Origin of the sequence: Paraburkholderia sp. Cpub6 (assembly GCF_014201065.1) — a bacterium.
Classification (GTDB): Bacteria; Pseudomonadota; Gammaproteobacteria; order Burkholderiales; family Burkholderiaceae; genus Paraburkholderia; species Paraburkholderia tuberum.
Genome location: NZ_JACHDM010000003.1, coordinates 322,324 through 342,269, shown reverse-complemented (window position 1 = coordinate 342,269; position 19,946 = coordinate 322,324). Strand labels below are relative to the sequence as shown.

Below are 19,946 nucleotides of genomic sequence, written 5' to 3'. Positions count from 1 at the left end.
GCGGCACGCGGAGGTCATGCAATGCTATGTCTTGCTGTGCTTAGTCCAGCAGACGCATGGCTTGATCCGCCACCGCCATCATGTGTGCCCGGGATCGCCCGACTTTGCCGACGACTCTCAAACCTTGCGTCAGACTCAGCAGTGCGCGGCCGGTAGCGTCCGGATCCACGGCGGACGCGATCGAACCGTCTGTCTGGCCCACTCGGATCAAACGACACAACAGACGCTCCGTTCGCTGCAAAGACGCGACCACATGACTCGCGACCTCATCATCGAAGGCCAGCAGGTCGACTGCACTTCCGACTACGAGACAGCCTCGCTTGCCCTCATCGCCAATTGCAGACTCAGCATAAAACCGCAGAATAGCCCGTACCTTGTCGCGGCCGGTCTGCTCCGCGTCGAGCAGGCTCTGCAACTGGCCATTTCGTAGATGGATGTAGCGCTCGAGCGCGGCAAGGAATACCGCTCGCTTATCGGCGAACGCCTTGTAGATACTGCCGGCCGTGAGCCCCATCGCGGACCCAAGGTCGCCAAGAGACGTCCCTTGATAACCGCGCTCACGAAAAATCTGGATTGCGCCGTCCAGCGCGACGTCCATTTCGAATTCGCGTGGACGACCTGGAGCACGTGGGTGTCTGGCAGCATGGTTGCGTGTAGTCATATGGCGATTATAGGAAATGATCATTTCCTAATCAAGATGTCCCAACGTGTTCAGGCATTCGCGCCAGGCTCGTCCACCGTCTTATCCACTTTTTCCGTGTACGACTTTTATCTGAGGCCACTGGGGACGATCGGCCGCGACCCGGTCCAGAAAATCCGGTGTAGTCTGACAGTCTGGTGCTCATTTCGGAGGCGGCATGGAACGGGAGCTGAAGCTGCGCGTTGCGAACGAAGATCTCGTCAAATTGCGCAACGCGTCGACGCTTGCGCAATCGGAAGCTACAGCGGGAACGCCTCACCTGCTGACGAGCACCTATTTCGACACGCCCGATCTTTCATTTCACTGGTGCGGGGCTTCGCTGCGCGTGCGCACCGTCGGCAACGAGAAAATCCAGACGCTGAAGCGCGAAGGATCGGCCAAGGCGGGGTTGTTCGACCGGGACGAGTTCGAGATGCCCGTGAATAGCGACGCGCCCGATCTGACGCTGCTGTACGACCAGATCCCCGACGACAGCGACTGCGGAAAGCTGATTCGCGACGAGACCGTTGCGGCCCAACTGAAGCCGGTGTTCGTCACGCGGATCAACCGGTCAGCGTTTGTGCTGCGCCAGCCCTCCGGAGACGAACTCGAGCTTGCTCTCGACGAAGGAAGCGTCGAAGCGGATTCGGGATCAGTGCAGATCGCCGCGGTGGAACTGGAACTGAAACAGGGCAATCCGGATGTGCTGTACCGCGTCGCGCTGGAAATGCTCGAAACTGCGCCGCTGCGTATCGATCATCGCAGCAAGGCAGATGTCGGGTATGCACTGCTCATTGACGAGCACAGCGAGGCAGTGAAAGCGCAACCAGTACGACTGAACAAACGCGATTCGGTCGAGGATGCGTTCTGCGTGATTGTGCGCAACTGTCTGGACCAGGTCCACGCGAATGAACGGGGCGTCGTGTCGGGCCACGATCCATCGAGCGTCCATCAGATGCGCGTGGGACTTCGTCGCTTGCGTTCGGCTCTCGACCTGTTTGCGAAGGTCATCCCCGCCTCGTCCGGATTCGACGAGGAGTTGCGCTGGATTGCCTCGGAACTCGGTGGCGCGCGCGACTGGGAAGTGCTTGCGGGATCGACGCTCGACCATGCCGGCGCCGACGGCAATGCGGACGAGATCCGGCCCGTCAGAGAGGCGTGCGAGCAGATTGCCGTCAACAACCGGCAGCGCGCGGCTGCCGCGGTCGAGTCGGTTCGCTACACGCGGCTCGCGCTCCAGTTCGCGCTCTGGTTGAACCGCAAAGGTTGGCGAGATGAGATGTCCGACGAACAGCGCAACGCAATCAGCGGCCCGGTGAAGTCATTCGCCGCCGATGTCCTGCGTCGTCGGCACAAGAAACTGATCAAACGTGGCAAGGGTTTGGCCGATCTGGACGATCACCGTCGTCACCGCGCCCGCATCGCGGCGAAAAAAGTTCGATACGCCACCGAGTTCTTTGCGTCGCTATGCCCGAAGCAGGCCGTTCGCCACTATGTCGACGCGCTCACCGCGCTTCAGGATGATCTCGGCTGGCGCAACGATGCCGTCGTCGCCGATCAGCTTCTGAAGTCGTTGTTGAAAACGTCGCCGGAAGCGGCCTCGGGCGCGGCCTTCGCACGCGGCTTCCTCGCGTCACGCGTCGCTGCCGATCATCAGACATTGAAGAAGCTGTGGAAGCGCTTCAAACTGCTTTCGTCACCGCACTGACGCGAACAATTCACCGCGATGTATCCGGGCACGAACGTGTCACGCGCAACACTCATCGTGAGGTCTCACGATGTTCGAGATCGAAGTCTTATTATCCGAACAAACGCGACCACGCCGCGCGTATGCGGCGCGCGCGGTCCTCGAACAGGAACGACGCAGCGAGCGCGAACAGGCCTGACATGACCCCCGTCGCGACGTGTTCGAGAACATGAGAGCGGTAGTGGCTCGAATGAGAGTAGGCATCGCCGATAGCGGTCAGGCAACCGACGAGCAGCGCGTTGCTATAGCGATTCCCGTACCACTTCGCCGCCGGGGTGAAGGTGAGCAGCAGGGCGAGCACACCGGTGAGCAGCCCGGTTTTGAATGCGATCGCCCAGTGCGTGAGGCTCATGATGTTGCCCCAGCTCCCCGGCATACAGGTCATGCACGCGCTGGTTGGCTGCCAGAAACGCTGAATAAACAGTTTGAAGCGGCGTTTCCATGCGCTTCCCATGATGTACTCCACGATATCCAGCGCGAGATTTCACGCAGACATGGTACATCGCGAGCGTGGCGTGTGATGAGCGTTCCCACCTGGTAGATCCGACAAGCAAACGCCAAAGGCTATGACGACCGATCGCGATTAAGCGCACGCGTGGCGCCCGTAATCACCGCAATGCCGAGCAGGATCACGGCCACGATTGCGATGACGTGCTGCGCGACATGCAGCGCCATCAATCCCCACGCGACGCCGCCAATGAAAATGATCCATCCGACCAGATAGATGAGCAGGGTCATCGATTTCTCCTCGTGGTTTCGGCCAATGACGCCGGTTGCCTGCGCTGCACGATTTACCGTGCGCTCCGACGATCCACTGACAGCACTTCTAGCGGCGCATGGCGCGGTGCACACGGCGCCCTCGCCGCAAAAGCGATCAACGGGTCTATCTCCAAGCACATTGCGCGCCTGCCGCCATGTCGCGTTATGTCTGGCATCGTCAGACGCAAGGACGAGCCGAGCTATCAGGGCACGTTCACGGGCGCGCGTTGGTACTGCTGCCGCGGCCTCACAGCAGCGCTTACTGGCCGAGTTGCCAGCGCAGGATGGGGTGGGTCGCGCCGGCAGGCATGACCCACGCGCCGGTTGGACTGAAATCCCACGATGCGTCGAAGCTCGCCGGGTTGCTCATTTGAGCAGTCGTGAACCCGTTTGACGCGGGCAGTTGCGACACGTCTCCAGTGCTCACCGTTCGTGTCGTCGTCTCTTTGTCCCAGTAGACATTGCCCGCAATCGTTCCGCTGGCGCCGTATGCCACGATTCCCCCGTAAGTGCCGTAGCCCGGGCCTTGGTAGGAAGGTCCTAGCACCGGACCAACCGCGAACGACTGCTCGATCACGCCGCTATTTGCGAACGCCAATCCGCCAGCCGCAAAAAGCCCTAACACCCTGCCGGCGGCATAAGACTGTGACACCGTGCCACTGTTGATGCCGACGAGTCCGCCCGGTTCCATTCGCACATTTCCGCTAACATCCGCAGTAGTAAATGATTGAACGATCCGGCCGGTGTTGACGCCGACGAGCCCCCCTGCCTCGCCGGCATCATTCACTGAAGCGCTGCTCCACGAGCGCTCGATGAGACCATCATTGGTGCCCACCAAACCGCCGATCGGAACGTTCCCATAGTGGGGCGACGTGCGCAGGCCGGTCGTATATGCGTAGGTGATCAACCCCTGGTTCCGGCCGGCCAGTATGCCGTACGTGACAGAGATGGGATCGTTGAACGAAATGTCGAAGATGGCCGTAAGTTCGCTGTTCGTCATGCCGACGTTGCGCACGACGCCCGTGCTCCCGATTTCGCCGAACAGGCCAAGCGACCGGCTACCCGACGGCGAGTAATACTCCTGCTGACTGAAGTGGTCGATCACATGTCCCCTGCCGTCGAACTGGCCTGAAAAAGGTATTGCCGCGCTGCCGAGCGAGATGAAGTCGACGCCGCCGGCGGGAGTGGAAGAGAGATTCGTCGCACTCGCGTCAATATCCTTGCCGAGCGCATAGTTGCCGGTCAGATCGAGCGATATGTTCTGCAGGTCGGAAAGCGAATTGACGAGCTTGTAGCCGGTCACTTGCGTCAGAAGACCGCTATAGGGCGCGGCAGTCCACGCGGTATTCGAGCGGATGGTCCCTGGGCTGTAGCTGCCGTTCATGTCATAGAACGAACTCACCGAACCGGTACTTACCGACCAGTCGATCGTGCCGCGGTTGGTCACGCTGGCTGCGTTGTCGATGCCCGTCGCGTCGGCCCGCAAACTCAGGTTGCCACTGCCGGTGCTCCTGAGCGTCGTCGCAGGTGCGATCGTCACGTTGCCAAAAGCGGCGAGCGATAACGACGCCGGTCCTCGCCAGTTGAGATTCGACGCGACCGTCATGTCGCCGCTTGCGCCATGCGTGCCAGTCGCGGTTGCATCGACGGATGTGCCGGCGTTCAGACTGCGCATGAAAGCGTCGGCTGTGCCGCGATCGATCGTGAAGTTTGGCGTCGATGCGTTCCAAAGCCCTGCTCGCACGCGGGCGCCATGCGCCAGCGTGAGTGTGTCGGCGAGCGTATCGACGGTGCCGCCGCTGCCGTCGGCATTCGTTGCGGCGATCGTGCCTTGCTGCGTGACGTGCCCGGTGTCGGCGACCAGCCAGATGTGGCCGCCGCGCATCGCCGTGCCCGTCGCGCGGATACGCGAGCCACCACCTGCAAGGGCATAGATATTCCCGTCGGCCGCTTCCAGATTGATCTGCGCGGCTTGCGTGGCACCGCGATCTATCACGGTTCCTGTGCTGCCTATCTGCACGAATACCTGCCTGCTGCCCGACGATTCGAGCAACGCCACTTGCTGCCCCGTGACGAATTCCGCGGTGCCGTTCGGTGCGCTGACCGAGCCCGCATTGACCACGACACCGCGTGCAATCAGGAAAACATCGCCTCCGCTGGAACTGATCTTGCCGAGATTCACCACATTGCCATTCGATGTGCCCGTGAGCGTGAGCGTCCCGCCATTCACGAAGGGTGTATTCGGCAGATCGAGCGTCGAAGCAACGAATCGTCCGCCGGTAGTGATAGTCCCGCTACGACCCACCACGATGCCTTGCGGGTTGATCAGATACACGCTGCCAGTTGCCTTCAGGCTGCCGAGAATCGCGGAAGGCGCGCAGGCCGTCACGCGATTGAGCGTTGCGCCCGAACCGTTGTCGAAGTTGACGGTGTTGCCTTTGCCGATCGAGAAGCTGGTCCAGTCGATCACGCCGCGAGTCGAGTTCGGCTGCGTGACGGTGATCGCGTTGCCCTGACCGGCGATGGTTCCCGCCCCGGCAACATAGTGCCCGCCCTGCGGAAGCACGCCACCGGCAAAGGCCGCGTGCGCCAACGACAATCCAGCGATGAAGGGTGAGATGTGTTGAGACGGATGTCGGCGATAGGGCGCGCGCAGTGTCGGACGACTTAATGACAAAGGTGTCATATGTCCCCCTTCCGCGGAAGTTGGACGCCATCGGCCCGCAATCCAACCGGAGTCGCGTGAACCGTGGTGAGCCCAAACGCAGAATATTAGTCAGCTTGTCCGAGAGATACCAGCGAATCCCGCACTTGCCGCCTACGCAGGTCGTCCCGCACACGACGAGCGACCAGCACCGTCAGGTAGTCCGTGATTCGTGCACCTTCGCTGTATTCAATCCACGTCTGCGCGTACATCTGCGAGACCGTTTCCTCAGGAGTGTCGGTAGCAGCGGCAATCTGCCTGATGACATCCTCGACGTTGCGCGTGACCATGGCTTGCTCCGAGCGTGCGGTGATAAAGGACCGTCACACACACGTTACCCGCCTCTATGCGTCAGTCAATTGACCTGCGTCAATTGACTTCGTCCATGATCGATTACAAGCTGTTTGAGGCGGGTGGCATCGAGGCCTTCACTGAAACACCGGTTTTCCCGACGCGTCCTTGACCTTGGTCTTCCATTGCGCACGGATTTCCGACACGACCGAATCCGGCAGCGAAATGTAGTCGAGATCGCTGGCAGCCTGCTCGCCGTTCTTGAACGCCCAGTCGAAGAACTTCAACGTTGCCGCGCCTTGCGCCGGCTTGTCCTGCGTCGTATGCAGCAGCACGAAGGTCGCGCCGACGACCGGCCACGCGTCCTTGCCGGGCTCGTTCGTCAGGATCTGGTAAAAGGACGTCTTCCAGTCCGCGCCCGAGGCGGCCGCCTTGAAGGTTTCGGTCTTCGGCGCAACCACGATACCGGCCGAATTCTTCAGGCTGGTGTAGATCATGTTGTTTTGCTTCGCATATGCCCACTCGACGTAACCGACCGCGCCCGGCAGGCGTTGCACGAACGCGGCAACGCCGTCATTGCCCTTGCCGCCCGTGCCGGTCGGCCAGTTCACCGTCGTGCCTTCGCCGATCTTCGACTTCCACTCCGGGTTCACCTTCGACAGAAAGTTCGTCCAGATGAAGCTCGTGCCCGAACCGTCGGCGCGGCGCACCACGGCGATGTCCGTATCTGGCAGCTTCATACCCGGATTGAGCGCGGCGATCGCCGGATCGTTCCATTTCTTGATCTTGTTCAGATAGATGTCGCCAAGCACGGCACCCGACAGAATGAGCTGACCCGGCTTCACGCCGGGCAGGTTCACGACCGGCACGACGCCGCCGACCACGGTCGGGAATTGGAACAGGCCAGTCTTCGCCAGTTCGTCGTCCTTCATCGGCGCATCGGAACCTGCGAAATCAACGGTCTTCGCGATGATCTGCTTGATGCCGCCCGCTGAACCGATGCCTTGGTAGTTGACCTTGCCGCCTCCCGCCTTATGGTAGGCGTCAGCCCACTTGTTATAGATCGGGGCCGCAAAAGTGCTGCCCGCCCCGGTGATGTCGACGGTTTGCGCTTGCGCGGCCGCGAGCGGTAGAGCAACGGCAAGAACTGCAATTCCGCGTTTTAACAGCATGGTTTGCCTCCACGAGATTGACTGACCGATTCAATGGTTGCAGCAAGCTACGCGCCGCGATCCCTCTCTTGCGCATTCCGCAGGCCCGGCGTGCCCATCGCCGCGTCGAGCCTTGCCATCGGCCCGAACGTCTAAACTTAGGCGGTTCGAATGACATTTCGTTGACAACTGCGGCGCGGCGTTCAGATGGTCTGATTGCGGCGTCGTTCAGCAATGCGGTTGGCTTTGTCGCGTTGAAGGATGGAATCTCACGGACAGGCTTCGGCTTCTGCATAGTACCGGTTCGGCGCGGGAAAAACTCCGGTGATGACTTCAATCAGAAAAGGCCCGTCATATTGACAAGCTTCACTCAATACGCCATCAAGCTCGTCGATGCGCTCAACCGCGCGCGCGGCCACACCGATCGATGATGCAAAAGCCGACCAGCTATGACAGGGCAATTTGGTGAACTGCTCTGAAATCGAACCACTCCTGATAGCGTCGATATGGATTGCGCCATGTGCGGCGTTGTTCAGAACCACATAGATCACCTTGACTCGGTATCGAGCCGCGGTCTGAATCTCCATGCCGTGCATCATCATGCACCCATCGCCGGTCACCACGACACACGGGCGTTCTGGGGCCGCAAGCTTGACGCCGATTCCGGCTGCGATGGCCCAGCCCATCGGGGCGAGCGAGCTCGACGAAAAGTAGTTGCCCTTACCTGACGACAGCCAGTAATGGGCCATGAAGATGCGGTGGGCTCCGGAATCCACCACGACGTTGCTGTCCTTCGGCAGCATCCGGCACAAGTGCTTAACTACGTCTCCAGGATATAGCGCTTCGTCACCGCTGGAAACTCGGGCTCCTAACTGCTCAAACCGGTGGTCGTACAGGGGGGTCTCGTTGATCTCGGCAATCCACCCCTTTCTTCTTTGCAGTGCTTGCGGCAGCCCGGGAGGGTTGTCCGCGGCTTTCTGGGCCAGCAACCGGAAGCTCGCGGAAATTCCGGAGAAGATTCCTTGACGCGAAATGTGCCCCATCGCCGGTGAATCGAAGCTGTCATCAAAGATGAATAGCTCCTTCCCCCCTGTCAGCCTCCTGCTCCAGTTCATGCTGTCTCGCTGGTTCAGGTCGCTACCAAACACGACTAGTACATCAAGTTCGTCGGAGTTGATCACCCGTGCAGCGCGCGAATGACTTGAAAATCCGTACACACCCAGTGCAAGGGCATGTTGCTCGGGAAATGCACCTTTTCCCGATAGTGTCGTTGCGACTGGAATGTGAAAGCCTTCGGCAACCTCGAGAAGAAGCTTTGCAGTTTCCGCATCATTGCCACGACTTCCGACCAGAAACGCGACTCTCTTCGACTGAAACAGATACTGATCGCACAGCGCATCCAGAGCGGCGCGGTTCGCGGGCACTTCGCATGCGTTGAATTCGCGGTGAGCGTAGGGTTGCCGTGCCACGTCCTGACCGGGCAGGACATCCTGCTTTTGAACGTCTACGGGGATACTGATGAATGACTGCGCTCGACGCATCCAGTTCAACCCTTCGATCGCACGACGCATCTCGGCCTGAGTATTTTCCTTGTTCTTTAGCTCGACGATATCCGTCACCAGACTTCTGACCACGCCGCTTTCGAAAATGCCTCCGGGCGTGGCATCCTGGAACGCCCCTTTGCCTTCCGCATGCGACGAGATCCCGCCGGCAATATAGAGCATCGGAATCCGGTCTGCGTGAGCGGCTGCCATGCCGGGAACGAAATTCATCGTGCCTGGGCCGGAAATCCCTGCGCAAACGCCGAATTTCCGGCTGGCGCGGGCATAGCCATCGGCCATGAAAGCACTGCCAGTCTCATGAGCGCCTACGATTCCGCGAATCAAAGGGGAGTTGTCGATTGCGTCCAGCAGCGGATAGATCAGCTTTCCCGGGACCAGGAACACGTGGTCTATTCCGGCGGACTCCAACGAGTTCACAACCATTGTCGAGACATTGAGCGGAGCGTTTGATCCCATAGTTTTGATTACGATCTCACGAGTTACCGTTAATCGAATCTCACCGCTGCGCATCTGCCCGTCACGCGCTGCATGTCGGAGCGGCGCGAGACGAGATCGGCGATGGCCAGTGCGCGGAGACGGCGAGACGACATTCAAGGCGCTGCACGTCGAGTGCAGTCGCGCATCACGCTATTTCCTCGAACCCGCTTGACCGGCGGGCCCGGGTGTCTCCGTCCACAATCACACGCCCTGGCTGCACTGTTGATCATCCACGCTGCCTGCGTGCCTGAGGCAGTCGCCGCGGCGCATTGATAGCCATCCGGCGCACGTGTATCGCGGATCTTCGCCCGCTCGACTCCCGCGGGGCTGGCACGCGCCGACGGTATGAATCGACGTCATCCAGCACCCGGAACCGGTCGGAATCGCTCAGAATTTCTGCCAGTCCGCCTCAGTCGCGGCGGCGACGACTACCGGACCTTCTGAAGAGGGGACTGGTCTCCTCGCGACCTTTGCCGGTGTTACAGCAGAGGACGGGGCGCGGTTCAGGGCCGTCCGTTGCGGTACTGCCGCTTGCGTCGTCGCTCGCAATGAAGCAGCCTTCTCGCCATCGACCTTGAAAAAAGCGACCGTCTTGCGCAGGCTTTCCGCTTGCCGGGCCATTGTCTGGGCTGCCGCCGACGCCTCTTCGACAAGCGCAGCGTTTTGCTGTGTGACCTGGTCCATCTGGTTGACTGCCTGATTGACCTGTTCGATACCGGTGCTTTGCTCGCTCGATGCCGACGAGATTTCGCCCACGATGTCGGTCACGCGCTTCACTGACTGCACGATTTCCTTGATTGCACCGCCCGCTTCTTCGACGAGCATCGAGCCTGCCTCCACCCGGCTGACAGAGTCCGAGATCAACTCCTTGATTTCCTTCGCGGCAGTCGCACTGCGCTGCGCGAGCGTGCGGACTTCACCCGCAACGACAGCGAAGCCCCGCCCCTGTTCTCCCGCGCGGGCCGCTTCGACCGCTGCGTTCAGCGCGAGGATGTTGGTCTGGAAGGCGATGCCTTCGATGACGCCGATGATCTCGGACATCGTGGCCGAGCTGGTGGAGATGTCGCGCATTGTCTCAACCACGCGCCCGACGATCTCGCCGCCATGTTGCGCGACGCTCGAGGCGGTACCCGCGAGCGTGGCAGCCTGGGTTGCATTGTCCGTGTTGTGGCGGACCGCCGCAGTCAGTTCCTCCATGCTGGAAGCCGTTTCTTCGAGCGACGCCGCCTGTTGCTCCGTGCGACTCGACAGATCCAGATTGCCTTGTGCGATCTGTGCACTCGCAGTCGCGACACCTTCGGCGTTCTCGCGCACCTCTGATACGACTCGCACCAGGGCGTCGCACATGGCTTTCAGCGACGCCATCAGGCTGTTCGTGTCGCCGGGCCGCAGGGCGATACTGATGTTCAGGTCGCCGGCCGCCACGCTTCTGGCCACAGCAGCAGCCGTCGCCGGCTCCGTACCCAGTTGCCGCGTTACGCTACGCATCATCCATATGCCGATTCCCACGCCGATCGACACGGACATCGCCACGAAGACCAGCATCAGATTTCGACCTTCCTCGTACACGGCATCGTTGGATTCAGCTGTCCGTTGCGCGTCGGCCTGTTTCAGGGCAACCAGATTGCCCATTAGCACGAGGGTCTTGAAGCCTTTGTGGTGGTACTCGCCCAGCATGTATTCGGTCAGGCTGTCCCGATCCCCTAACGCCGCCGCGTTGATCTTGCCTTTCATTTCATTGAAGGCCTGGATGTAGTCCTGCCAACCTTGATCGAGGTCGGCGAACGTAGCCTTGCCTTTGTCGGTATAGACGAGCGGCTCCGCCTGATTGAGGTGCTCACGTGCCGAGGCGAGGGCCTTGTCAGCTTGGTCGAGCGAGCCAGCCCGCTGTGCGGCCGTCGTGGCCAGAACCGCGTTGCGCAGATAGGTGCCGACTCGCAGTACGTCGGCGTTAGCCTGCTGTATCAGGTTGAGCCCGACAAGGTCCTGCCGATACGTCTTGTCTGCGTTCGCACTGATCTCCGCCATGTTGTGCAGGCCGATCCCGCTGACAACAGCGCTGATGATCGAAACCAGGATGAAAGCACTGATCAGCTTGGCGCCGAGCTTCATATTGCCGAAATTCATAGTTCGCTTTGTTGAGAATGTAAGAACCCGAACGGATAACCAGGTACATCACCGCTTTGGCGCCCGCTGTAACACAAGGCCATACCGACGCGAAACGCAGTACCGGACATAACTGGTTATCGGCAATACGCTCTCATTCTTCAGATGAATAGCGGGATCATCGCGAAGTTTTTTTACGTCCCTATAAGAGAAAAGGAGTGCTCTATTTTTGAGCCGATGAAAGTGCCACTCGGTGCACGCACTCGTGCCGGCCGCACTCGCTTGGTGCAAAGCTTTTGGTCGCCCCGGACATTTATCGTTTGCATAACCCGGTGATAGCCTGAATTCGTCCCACAGGCGTGCACCGCGTCACGTCTGCTTCCGACGAACAACCGCGCTGAGATTCATTCTATTTCGATATGTTTATATCGATTCAATATTTAAGTTTTGCATCTTCCGGAGCAGCCGCACAGGCACGCAGCACGCGACGAAATTTTATCCAGGAGGCCCTATGAGCAATAGGATCGCGCAGCTTTTCCGGCATTTGACTGCGGGTGTGTATGTGATCGGCGTAGCGGACGGCGAGCGCCGCAATGCGTTCACCGCAAGCTCGGTGATGCAGGTTTCGTTTGCACCGTTGCTGGTCGCGCTCGGCATCAGTCCCGAGCATGAGTCGTGCGAACTACTGCGCAGCGGCGCGGTGTTCGCGATCAGCGTGTTGCGCGCGGATCAACAGAAGCTCGCCGGGCACTTCGGCACGCAGTCGGGCCGAGCCGTCGACAAGCTCGCGGTGGCTCGCTGGCGTACCGGTGTGACCGGCGCGCCGCTGTTGCTCGATGCGCTCGCGCATTTCGACTGCCGGGTGACCGGCGACATCGAGGCGGGAGATCATCGGCTGATAGTTGGGCGCGTCGTCGATGGCGCGCTGGCCGGCGCGGACGGCGACCCGCTGATCTACGCGCAGACTGGCAATCTCGACATGAGCGAGGATCTTTATCCGGAGACGTTTTCGTAGTTGGCTGGCGTGCTGGCTGCTCAATGCCCGTGCCCGCCATGTCCTCCGTGCCAGTGGCCGTAATAGCCGCCATGGCCATGGCCACCGCCCCAGTAGCCTCCGATCACCACTGACGGTCCCCACCATCCGTAGTAGCCCGGCCATGAATAGCCATAGGGATAGCCGTAATAGCCCGGATAACCGTAATACCCGGGATAGCCGTAATAAGCAGGCGCAGGTACCGCGACGTACGTGCAATTCTGTCCCGACAACGGCAAGTCGTTTGGCGCCGCATTCGCGGCCGCCGTACCGCTCGCCGGCACAGGCGCGTTGCCAGACGATGCTTGCGCGGGGCCAGTGGCAGTGGCGCTGGTGCAGGCGTAATAGCCACCGGCTCCCGGATAGTACGAATAAGGACCGTAATAGAGGCAGCCAGACAGCGCACATACGCCCGCCACGCCAGCGCATAGACCAATGATTCCACAACGCATGATCGCTCCCCCTATCCGGGCGCAGCGCAGCCGTCTCGACACGGCGTGTTTTTATTCTAGTCTTCGAATCCAGTATCGGGTACGCGTCTTGCAAATGGCAGGTATTCCGTGGAAATCAGGAGTTTCGACATGAACCCGCTCGATCCTCTCGACCCGAACGCCTCCGCGACTCCCGTACAGCCCGGCGCCGGCGCACGTATCGCCGGCGGCGGCGTCGGCGACGGTCCCGGACCCGCGGTCATGGCCGCCGCGACGCTCGACGGCAACAAGGTGATCTCTTCCGATGGCCAGGATCTCGGCAAAATCTCCGACATCATGCTCGACGTGCGCAGCGGCCGCATCGCGTATGCGGTGCTGACGGAGGGCGCTTTTCTCGGCATCGGCGGGACCTTGCACGCGATCCCGTGGCGTTCGCTGACGCTCGACACGGACCGCAAGTGCTTCCAGCTGGACGCCACGGCCGAGCAGGTGAAAAGCTCGCCGGGCTTCGACAAGGACCATTGGCCGGCGATGGCCGATCGCGCATGGGGGACGTCGGTCCATCAGTTCTATCATCGCGAACCGTACTGGGAAGCGACGCGCAGTGTCGTCGAAAGCGATCCCGCGACACGTGTCGATCCGACGAGCGGAATCTGAAGACACGCATCGCGACGCTCGAGCACCGCTACCTCGCACGCGTTGCCTGTTGCGGCGAGCACGCGAGGCGCGGTGCGCTGTTACACCCCGATGGTCCGCGTCGTCTTCAGCGCGATCCACGTCATGCCTTCGCGCAAGCCTTCGAGTACCGCTTCTCTTTCCACGGCGAACACCTGCGACTGATGAAAGGTGCGTTCGAAGTCACCCTCGGGCGACACATGTTTGACATGGATCGTCGACAGAAACCCGCCTTCCTGCGCCTCCCGCGTCTCGACGCTCACGGACCAGGTTCCTTCCTGCGCATTTGCTGATATGGTCATTGGATGCTCCTCGGGGTTGTCGCGAGCGACTGCCATCGTCAGCGTAATGACGCGCAACGCCTCTCTCGTTGATCCACGTCAACCGTCGACACGAACCATGAGTCACGCTCGACGTCGTTCGCTTTCCCCGATACTTTCAGCTCCGTTTCAGACGCACGCCATCGCGTGAAAACCCTGCCGGGAAAACGCGCAATGCCTCTTGCACGCGGCCTGCTTAGCGCGCCGCGCGCACCGATTTCGCGCCCCTCGCCCCGACGTTTCGCGGTAAGCTTTGCGACGGTATCCGCGTCACGAGTTCGTGCCGGTGCGGCAACGCTGCCCTCATGATCGACGAACGTCGGAGTTCATCATGTGGTACGCCTTCATCGATGCACAGCAACGCCTCGCGCGCGCGATGGTCGGGGGAGTTCTATCCGAACCGGAGTCGGGGCCGCGCCCGCAAGCAGGCTGGCTCGGCCCGGAACAGGCGGCCGACGCGCTCAGCAACTGGCTGCTGAGATCCGCCTGCGCTTTCGAACGAACGCCGACATTCGCGATCCACTCCGTTGCCGCCAACGGTAGCCGCGTTACCGTCGACGAAAGCGTCGTCGCCTCCTTGCCGCTCGGCGCGCTGCTCAGGTTCAAGCGCAACCCCTCTACACCCCCTACCGACGCAAAACTGCCGGTGCTGTTGTGTGCGCCCCTCGCCGGACATCACTCAGTCATGCTGCGCGAGACCGTCGAAACGCTGCTCGAGGAACGTGACGTGTTCGTGACCGATTGGGCCGACGCGCGCGACGTGCCGCGCGAAGCGGGCCCGCTATCGCTCGACGACTACGTGCAGGCGCTCGAAAGCTTCGTCGGCGCCGCCCGCGCGTTCGGCTCGCCGGTTCATGTGATCGCGATCTGTCAGGCGAGCGTGCCTGCGCTCGGCGCCGCGGCGCTGCTCGCCATGGACGAGGCGGCGCCGATCGCGAGCCTCTCGCTACTCGGCGGCCCGATCGATACCCGTTTGAACCCGACCATCACCGACCGCTTCGCCAGTTCCCATTCGCTCGAGTGGTTTCACGACCATGCGATCGATATCGTTCCACCGCCCTATTGCGGCGCGGGGCGTCTCGTGTATCCGGGCTTCATCCAGCAGACCGCGATTTTTGCCGCGCATCCGGAGCGGCAGTTGCGACTCGAAGCGGATTACTGGTCCCGATGGCTTGCCGGCGACATGCCCGGTGCGCAGCAGGCGCTGCGCTCGGCAAACGAATATGCCGCGGTGCTCGACATGGCGGAGTGCTACTTCCTCGACATGCTTCGGGTGGTGTTTCACGAACATCTGTTGCCGCGCGATCTGTGGTCGGTCGCCGGGCGCCGGGTACGAATCGCCGCGCTGCGCGATACCCCGCTGTGCACGATCGAGGGTGACAGCGACGAGATCACGGGCGCGGGGCAAACGCATTGCGCGCATGCGCTGTGCGATGCATCGCCGATGCGAGCCGCGCGGCAGCTCACCATCGAGCAGTGCAATCACTACGACCTCTTCATCGGGCCGCGTTGGCGCGATGCGGTTTATCCGGGGCTCTGCGAATTCTGGCGCGATGTCGAGCACGCCGCGTTGAAGGTTTGCCGGCCGCGCCGCGCGGCCAGGGGTTCGGCAAACCGCAAATCGGCGTGAGGTGGCCGGGAAAACGTCAGCAATCCGCATCTGGCGATCGTCGAGCGTCACGTCACGACGCAAGTTCGTCAGTTCCCACGCTCGGTGCCGATCGCTGTTTCGAGGGTCATTTCCGCCACATCGAACGCGCGACGGATCGCCGCTTTGGCGTCGTCGTCAGTGCAGTGCGCGACGGGCTTGAGCTCGTGCGCGGGCGTGACCAGATCCAGCCTCACGTCATACAGCGGATGCGCCGATCCCGGACGCAATGCCTCGATGGCGAGATGGCAGTGCGACACGAGCGCGCCAAACCGCGCGAGACGCACCAGTTGCGCACCAGCTTCCGCTTCGAGCGGAGCGGCACCCGCGAAGCCAAGGTAGACGATCTGCATGTCGATGCCCATCTTCGCCTCCCCTTGCGAGTGTCGATCGAACCTGTTGCGCGCAGACTCAGGGTCCAGGCGCCTGCTATGGGGCTTATCCTGTTCTTGCCAGAAAGGCGGTCATTGACGTGGGTCAAGCGCGGTGAAGGCGAGCACCCTCACTGCATATACATACCCCCGTTAATCGCAATGTCCGCACCGGAGATAAAAGCCGCCTCCTCTGAGCATAGAAACGCGATCAACGCCGCCACCTCGTCCGGACGTCCCAGCCGGCCGAGCGGAATCTGCGGCAGGATCTTCGTGTCGAGGATCTCGCGCGGCACCGCTTCGACCATCGCGGTCGCGAGATAACCGGGCGACACCGTGTTCACCGTGACGCCGTGCTTCGCGGTTTCGAGCGCAAGTGCCTTCGTGAAGCCGTGCACGCCCGCTTTGGCAGCTGAATAATTGGTTTGCCCGTAGGCGCCGCGCGAACCGTTGACCGACCCCACGTTGACGATGCGACCGTGGCGCCGCTCGAGCATGCCGGGCAACAGCGGCTTGCTCATGTTGAACAGGCCATCGAGATCGGTGCGCAGCACGGCGTCCCAGTGCTCCTTGCTCATCTTCGCGAAGCTCGTGTCGCGCGTGATGCCCGCGTTGTTGATCAGCACGTCTACCGCGCCCAGTTCGGTCAGCACGCGCTGCGCGCAGCGCGCGCATGAATCGAAGTCGGCGATGTCGGCTTCGTACGCGTGAAAGTCGCGCCCCGTGTCGCGCTCGTGCTGCAGCCATGTCGACACGTGATCGTTGTGCGTCGAGTGCGTCACTGCGACCGTCATGCCCGCGTCATGAAGCGCCCGGCTGACCGCCGTGCCCAAACCGCCCATCCCGCCTGTGACCAATGCCACGCGATCCGTTCCCATCTGAACTCCTCCTTGCCGTGTCTGCCATTGACGGTGCGCGCGCCGGCCTTGCCGGCTCGCGCGGCTAAACGACGCCCGCGAACGGCAGCGCGTTCTGCGAGCTCCACCACCATGCGCTCAGGCCGCCCGCGAGCGGCGCGACGCCTGGCGCGATGCCGTACGCGGCCTGCCACCACGCATACCAGGTGGCGCAAGCGCGGTTGGCCTCGCCGAACCAGTCCGCCTCGCGCTGCGCGACGAAAGCGATCGACTTGCTCCAGTCGGCGAAGCACCGCTCGGCGTACTCGTGTGCCGCGCCCTGTGCGGTCTGATACGCCACCGCGTAGTCGAGCCAGCCTTCGGGCGGTCCGGACGCCGTCAAGGTCCACCGTGAAGCGGGGCGCCCGGGCGGCGCATCGGATTCGGAAACCATGATCGCTGCCCTCCAGAGCACAGCATAGGATTGCCAGGCGCGGTTGCAAACCGTCGAGCGCGCCTGCTACTGTAATTTGAGCCGCGCGGCGGCCCCCGCTTGATCTGCATCAACAGCCGCGGCCGCCGGGCCCTTAGACTCCATTTGACGACGGGCTCGAGCCTGCTTGCGCCCGTTTCCCCACGTTCTGTCACGGAGCTTTGGCGATGAGCTACAAAAGCATTCTCGTTCACCTCGATACGAGCGTTCGTGCACATCCGCGCCTCGAAATCGCATTGCAGCTCGCACACCGCTTTCATGCGACGCTGACCGGCCTGTTTTCGACGTACGTGCCACCGCGGCACGCGTTCTTCGTGATGGCCGGCACCGCCGACTACTACGCGGAGCACGAGCGCCTGCGGCACGAGCGTGCCAGCGCGCTGGAGCGGCTGTTTCGTGCGGAACTCGCGCGCGCGAACGTCGACGGTCATTGGATCGCCGCGAACGGCTACGCGAACGACGTCGTGCCGCCCTATGCGCGTCTCGCCGATCTGATCGTGCTCGGGCAGACCGATCCGACCGATCCCGAGGCGTTCGTCGCCGAACAGTTCGTCGAGCACGTCGCGCTGTCGGCCGGGCGGCCGGTGCTGCTGGTGCCGTCGGGCGGCACCTTCGCGGCGCCGGGCCGCCACGTGCTGATCGCGTGGGACGGCAGCCGTGAAGCCACCCGCGCGATCCACGACGCGCTGCCGTTCCTCGCGCACGCGTCCAAAGTGACGCTGCTGACGGTTCATTCATCGGGCGATCGTCCGCCGCGCGACACGGTTCCGGGCGACGACATCGCACTCACCGTCGCGCGTCACGGCGTCAAGATTGACGTGCGCGAACTGAGCGTCGCGGACGGCACGCCGGTCGGCGACGCGCTGCTGTCGCAGGCGGCCGACCTCGGCTGCGACATGATCGTGATGGGCGCTTACGCGCACTCGCGTCTGCACGAAGTCGTACTGGGCGGCGCGACGCGCACGATGCTCGAGTCGATGACAGTGCCGGTGCTGTTGTCGCACTGAAGTGCGCGCTTAAGGAGTCCGCCATGTTTCACCGCCTACTCGTCGCGCTCGATGGCAGCGACACCGCCTCCCGTGCGTTCGACGCCGCGCTGACCCTTGCCGCCGAATCGGGCGCCGAGCTGCAGCCGCTGTACGTGATCGACGTGCCCGTCATCGCCTACGACGCGCCCGGCTTCGACCCTTGCGTGATCCAGGACGCCTTCATCGAGGAAGGCAAGCGGATCGCGGCCGATGCCCAGAGCCGGATGACCGCGCGCGGGATCAAGGGCACGGCCCGCACCGTCGAAGCCGCGATCACTGGCGAAGACGTCGCGCATCGCATCGTCGAGGCGGCGCTCGAATGGCACGCCGACGCGATCGTGATGGGCACGCACGGCCGCCGTGGTGTTCAGCGACTGATGCTCGGCAGCGTCGCCGAGCGCGTGCTGCGCAGCGCCAGCTGCCCGGTGCTGATGGTTCCCGCGCACGCGAACGGCGCGACGCGCGATCAGTCAGTCCCGGCCTGCGCCGAAAACGAACTCACCTGAGCCGCGAAAACCAGGCTGCTGCGCGGCCGCTCCCACGCGATCGCGCCACGGCTGCGCGACGCGGCGCTTCAGGGCCGCGCGTGCCCGTGTTCGTCATGCCGCACGATCAGCACCGGCTTGTCGGTCGCACGCACGAGCGACTCCGCGACGCTGCCGAGCAGAAAGCGCTGCACGCCGTGGCGACCGTGCGTTCCCATTACGATCAGATCGGCTTCGATCTCGTCGGCGACGCGCGCGAGCACCGCGGACACGCTTTCGGCGTACGCGTCGATCACCCGCACGCCGCCGGGCACCTGCGCCTCGCGCATCAGCTCGCGCGGCGCATCGAGCGCGCGGCTGGCGAATTCTTGCGCCGCGGTCGCCGGTTCCGGCTCGAAAGCCACATCGGCATTGTCCGACCACTTGCCGTGCCCTACCACGCAGCAGGCTTCGAGTGTGGCGCCCGTCAGCTTCGCGAGCTTCAGCGCCTCGGCAAAGGCGCGCTGCGCGCTGGGACTGTCGTCGAGCGCAACCAGAATTCGTGCATACATGTTGGACTCCCTGTGAAAGCGCTGGCATGAACCGAAGCGGTGCCGTCGCGTGTCCGCGCCGACAGTGTGAAGCGCGCGCCGCCGCGCGGCTTGACGCAGGTCAATGGGTCGCCGCTCGGGAGCTGGTTGCGCACGTCCACCGGGATCGTGACCTGGCCCTTCGAAGTGATAGTTGCTGCTGCCATAGTGGCACCTCCGATGCTCCTAGCATTAAGGTAAGGAGAAGAAAAAGGCAAGGACGAAATGGCCGCACGCCGATGAGGTTTTTAACAGCAGACAGGCTAGAAACGCCGGGCAGCCTCGGAAGGCAGCGTCCAGACGTTATCGTCTATCGTGCCAGCACGGTCTACGATGAGCAGGAGTGGGAAATATCGATAATTTGCATCGTAGGCACGTCTTCCCCGGCAGTAACAAGCCTCAGACACTTACCATTCTTCGAATAATTGAAAATACATAATGGCCGGTCTATCGCACAGCTTTCCAATTCTTTAATGCCACTTCGTATTAATATATTTTCCACGCCGATATGTTCGCCCGGCACTTCTGATTGAACAGCAAAGCAGGCACACCATAGGAATATTCCTACAACATTACCCGAA

General features: G+C 62.1%; 20 protein-coding genes. 6 read left to right on the top strand and 14 right to left on the bottom strand.

What is annotated here, in order from left to right:
• Nucleotides 1-40 precede the first annotated feature (40 nt).
• Nucleotides 41-598 carry a TetR/AcrR family transcriptional regulator gene (locus tag HDG33_RS08430; RefSeq protein WP_184023921.1) on the bottom strand — a complete coding sequence of 186 codons (558 nt, stop codon included), beginning with the start codon at nt 596-598 and terminating at the stop codon, nt 41-43.
• Nucleotides 599-857: 259 nt separating this feature from the next.
• Between HDG33_RS08430 and HDG33_RS08425 the strand changes: the two genes are divergently transcribed.
• The gene (locus tag HDG33_RS08425) at nt 858-2,387 is read left to right on the top strand and encodes a CYTH and CHAD domain-containing protein (protein ID WP_184023920.1); all 1,530 of its coding nucleotides are present in this window, start codon (nt 858-860) and stop codon (nt 2,385-2,387) included.
• 91 nt (nt 2,388-2,478) lie between these two features.
• On the opposite strand, the gene HDG33_RS08420 is transcribed toward HDG33_RS08425, so the two are convergent.
• The 7 genes from HDG33_RS08420 to HDG33_RS08390 all read right to left on the bottom strand — a co-directional run bounded on the left by HDG33_RS08420 (nt 2,479) and on the right by HDG33_RS08390 (nt 11,497).
• Complete coding sequence (locus HDG33_RS08420; RefSeq protein WP_184023919.1) at nt 2,479-2,880, bottom strand: hypothetical protein; 402 nt, start codon at nt 2,878-2,880, stop codon at nt 2,479-2,481.
• A gap of 110 nt (nt 2,881-2,990) precedes the next feature.
• Complete coding sequence (locus tag HDG33_RS08415) at nt 2,991-3,164, bottom strand: hypothetical protein (RefSeq protein WP_184023917.1); 174 nt, start codon at nt 3,162-3,164, stop codon at nt 2,991-2,993.
• Between the two features lie 280 nt (nt 3,165-3,444).
• The gene (locus tag HDG33_RS08410) at nt 3,445-5,871 is read right to left on the bottom strand and encodes a filamentous hemagglutinin N-terminal domain-containing protein (protein WP_184023915.1); all 2,427 of its coding nucleotides are present in this window, start codon (nt 5,869-5,871) and stop codon (nt 3,445-3,447) included.
• 86 nt (nt 5,872-5,957) lie between these two features.
• Nucleotides 5,958-6,179, bottom strand: a complete 222-nt coding sequence (locus tag HDG33_RS08405; RefSeq protein WP_184023913.1) for a DUF3562 domain-containing protein — start codon at nt 6,177-6,179, stop codon at nt 5,958-5,960.
• Nucleotides 6,180-6,317: 138 nt separating this feature from the next.
• The gene (gene pstS / locus HDG33_RS08400) at nt 6,318-7,352 is read right to left on the bottom strand and encodes a phosphate ABC transporter substrate-binding protein PstS (RefSeq protein WP_184023911.1); all 1,035 of its coding nucleotides are present in this window, start codon (nt 7,350-7,352) and stop codon (nt 6,318-6,320) included.
• Nucleotides 7,353-7,600: 248 nt separating this feature from the next.
• Complete coding sequence (locus HDG33_RS08395) at nt 7,601-9,316, bottom strand: thiamine pyrophosphate-binding protein (RefSeq protein WP_260330378.1); 1,716 nt, start codon at nt 9,314-9,316, stop codon at nt 7,601-7,603.
• Nucleotides 9,317-9,757: 441 nt separating this feature from the next.
• Nucleotides 9,758-11,497 carry a methyl-accepting chemotaxis protein gene (locus HDG33_RS08390; protein ID WP_184023909.1) on the bottom strand — a complete coding sequence of 580 codons (1,740 nt, stop codon included), beginning with the start codon at nt 11,495-11,497 and terminating at the stop codon, nt 9,758-9,760.
• A gap of 490 nt (nt 11,498-11,987) precedes the next feature.
• On the opposite strand from HDG33_RS08390, the gene HDG33_RS08385 reads away from it, so the two are divergent.
• Nucleotides 11,988-12,491 (top strand): flavin reductase family protein, encoded by a 504-nt coding sequence (locus HDG33_RS08385; RefSeq protein WP_184023908.1) that lies wholly within the window; start codon nt 11,988-11,990, stop codon nt 12,489-12,491.
• A gap of 20 nt (nt 12,492-12,511) precedes the next feature.
• Here the strand turns inward: HDG33_RS08385 and HDG33_RS08380 are convergent, their stop codons facing one another.
• Nucleotides 12,512-12,961 carry a hypothetical protein gene (locus HDG33_RS08380; protein WP_184023907.1) on the bottom strand — a complete coding sequence of 150 codons (450 nt, stop codon included), beginning with the start codon at nt 12,959-12,961 and terminating at the stop codon, nt 12,512-12,514.
• A 129-nt stretch (nt 12,962-13,090) separates the two neighbouring features.
• Between HDG33_RS08380 and HDG33_RS08375 the strand changes: the two genes are divergently transcribed.
• Nucleotides 13,091-13,597: a PRC-barrel domain-containing protein gene (locus HDG33_RS08375; RefSeq protein WP_184023906.1), complete on the top strand. Its 507-nt coding sequence runs from the start codon at nt 13,091-13,093 to the stop codon at nt 13,595-13,597.
• A gap of 80 nt (nt 13,598-13,677) precedes the next feature.
• On the opposite strand, the gene HDG33_RS08370 is transcribed toward HDG33_RS08375, so the two are convergent.
• A complete protein-coding gene (locus HDG33_RS08370; protein WP_184023905.1) occupies nt 13,678-13,917 on the bottom strand; it encodes a hypothetical protein in 240 nt (79 codons plus the stop codon).
• A gap of 349 nt (nt 13,918-14,266) precedes the next feature.
• On the opposite strand from HDG33_RS08370, the gene phaZ reads away from it, so the two are divergent.
• The gene (gene phaZ / locus HDG33_RS08365) at nt 14,267-15,565 is read left to right on the top strand and encodes a polyhydroxyalkanoate depolymerase (RefSeq protein WP_184023904.1); all 1,299 of its coding nucleotides are present in this window, start codon (nt 14,267-14,269) and stop codon (nt 15,563-15,565) included.
• Nucleotides 15,566-15,633: 68 nt separating this feature from the next.
• On the opposite strand, the gene HDG33_RS08360 is transcribed toward phaZ, so the two are convergent.
• From HDG33_RS08360 to HDG33_RS08350, 3 genes are all read right to left on the bottom strand, one after another.
• Nucleotides 15,634-15,948, bottom strand: coding sequence for a hypothetical protein (locus HDG33_RS08360; RefSeq protein ID WP_184023903.1), 315 nt, complete (start codon nt 15,946-15,948; stop codon nt 15,634-15,636).
• A 137-nt stretch (nt 15,949-16,085) separates the two neighbouring features.
• Nucleotides 16,086-16,832 carry an acetoacetyl-CoA reductase gene (gene phbB / locus HDG33_RS08355; RefSeq protein ID WP_184023902.1) on the bottom strand — a complete coding sequence of 249 codons (747 nt, stop codon included), beginning with the start codon at nt 16,830-16,832 and terminating at the stop codon, nt 16,086-16,088.
• A gap of 64 nt (nt 16,833-16,896) precedes the next feature.
• Nucleotides 16,897-17,244, bottom strand: a complete 348-nt coding sequence (locus HDG33_RS08350) for a polyketide synthase (protein WP_221311331.1) — start codon at nt 17,242-17,244, stop codon at nt 16,897-16,899.
• Between the two features lie 206 nt (nt 17,245-17,450).
• Between HDG33_RS08350 and HDG33_RS08345 the strand changes: the two genes are divergently transcribed.
• Nucleotides 17,451-18,290, top strand: coding sequence for a universal stress protein (locus HDG33_RS08345; protein ID WP_184023899.1), 840 nt, complete (start codon nt 17,451-17,453; stop codon nt 18,288-18,290).
• A 23-nt stretch (nt 18,291-18,313) separates the two neighbouring features.
• Complete coding sequence (locus HDG33_RS08340; protein WP_184023896.1) at nt 18,314-18,817, top strand: universal stress protein; 504 nt, start codon at nt 18,314-18,316, stop codon at nt 18,815-18,817.
• Between the two features lie 68 nt (nt 18,818-18,885).
• Here HDG33_RS08340 and HDG33_RS08335 read toward each other — a convergent pair whose 3' ends face one another.
• On the bottom strand, nt 18,886-19,347 hold the full coding sequence (locus tag HDG33_RS08335) for a universal stress protein (protein ID WP_184023893.1): 462 nt from the start codon (nt 19,345-19,347) through the stop codon (nt 18,886-18,888).
• Nucleotides 19,348-19,946: the final 599 nt, after the last annotated feature.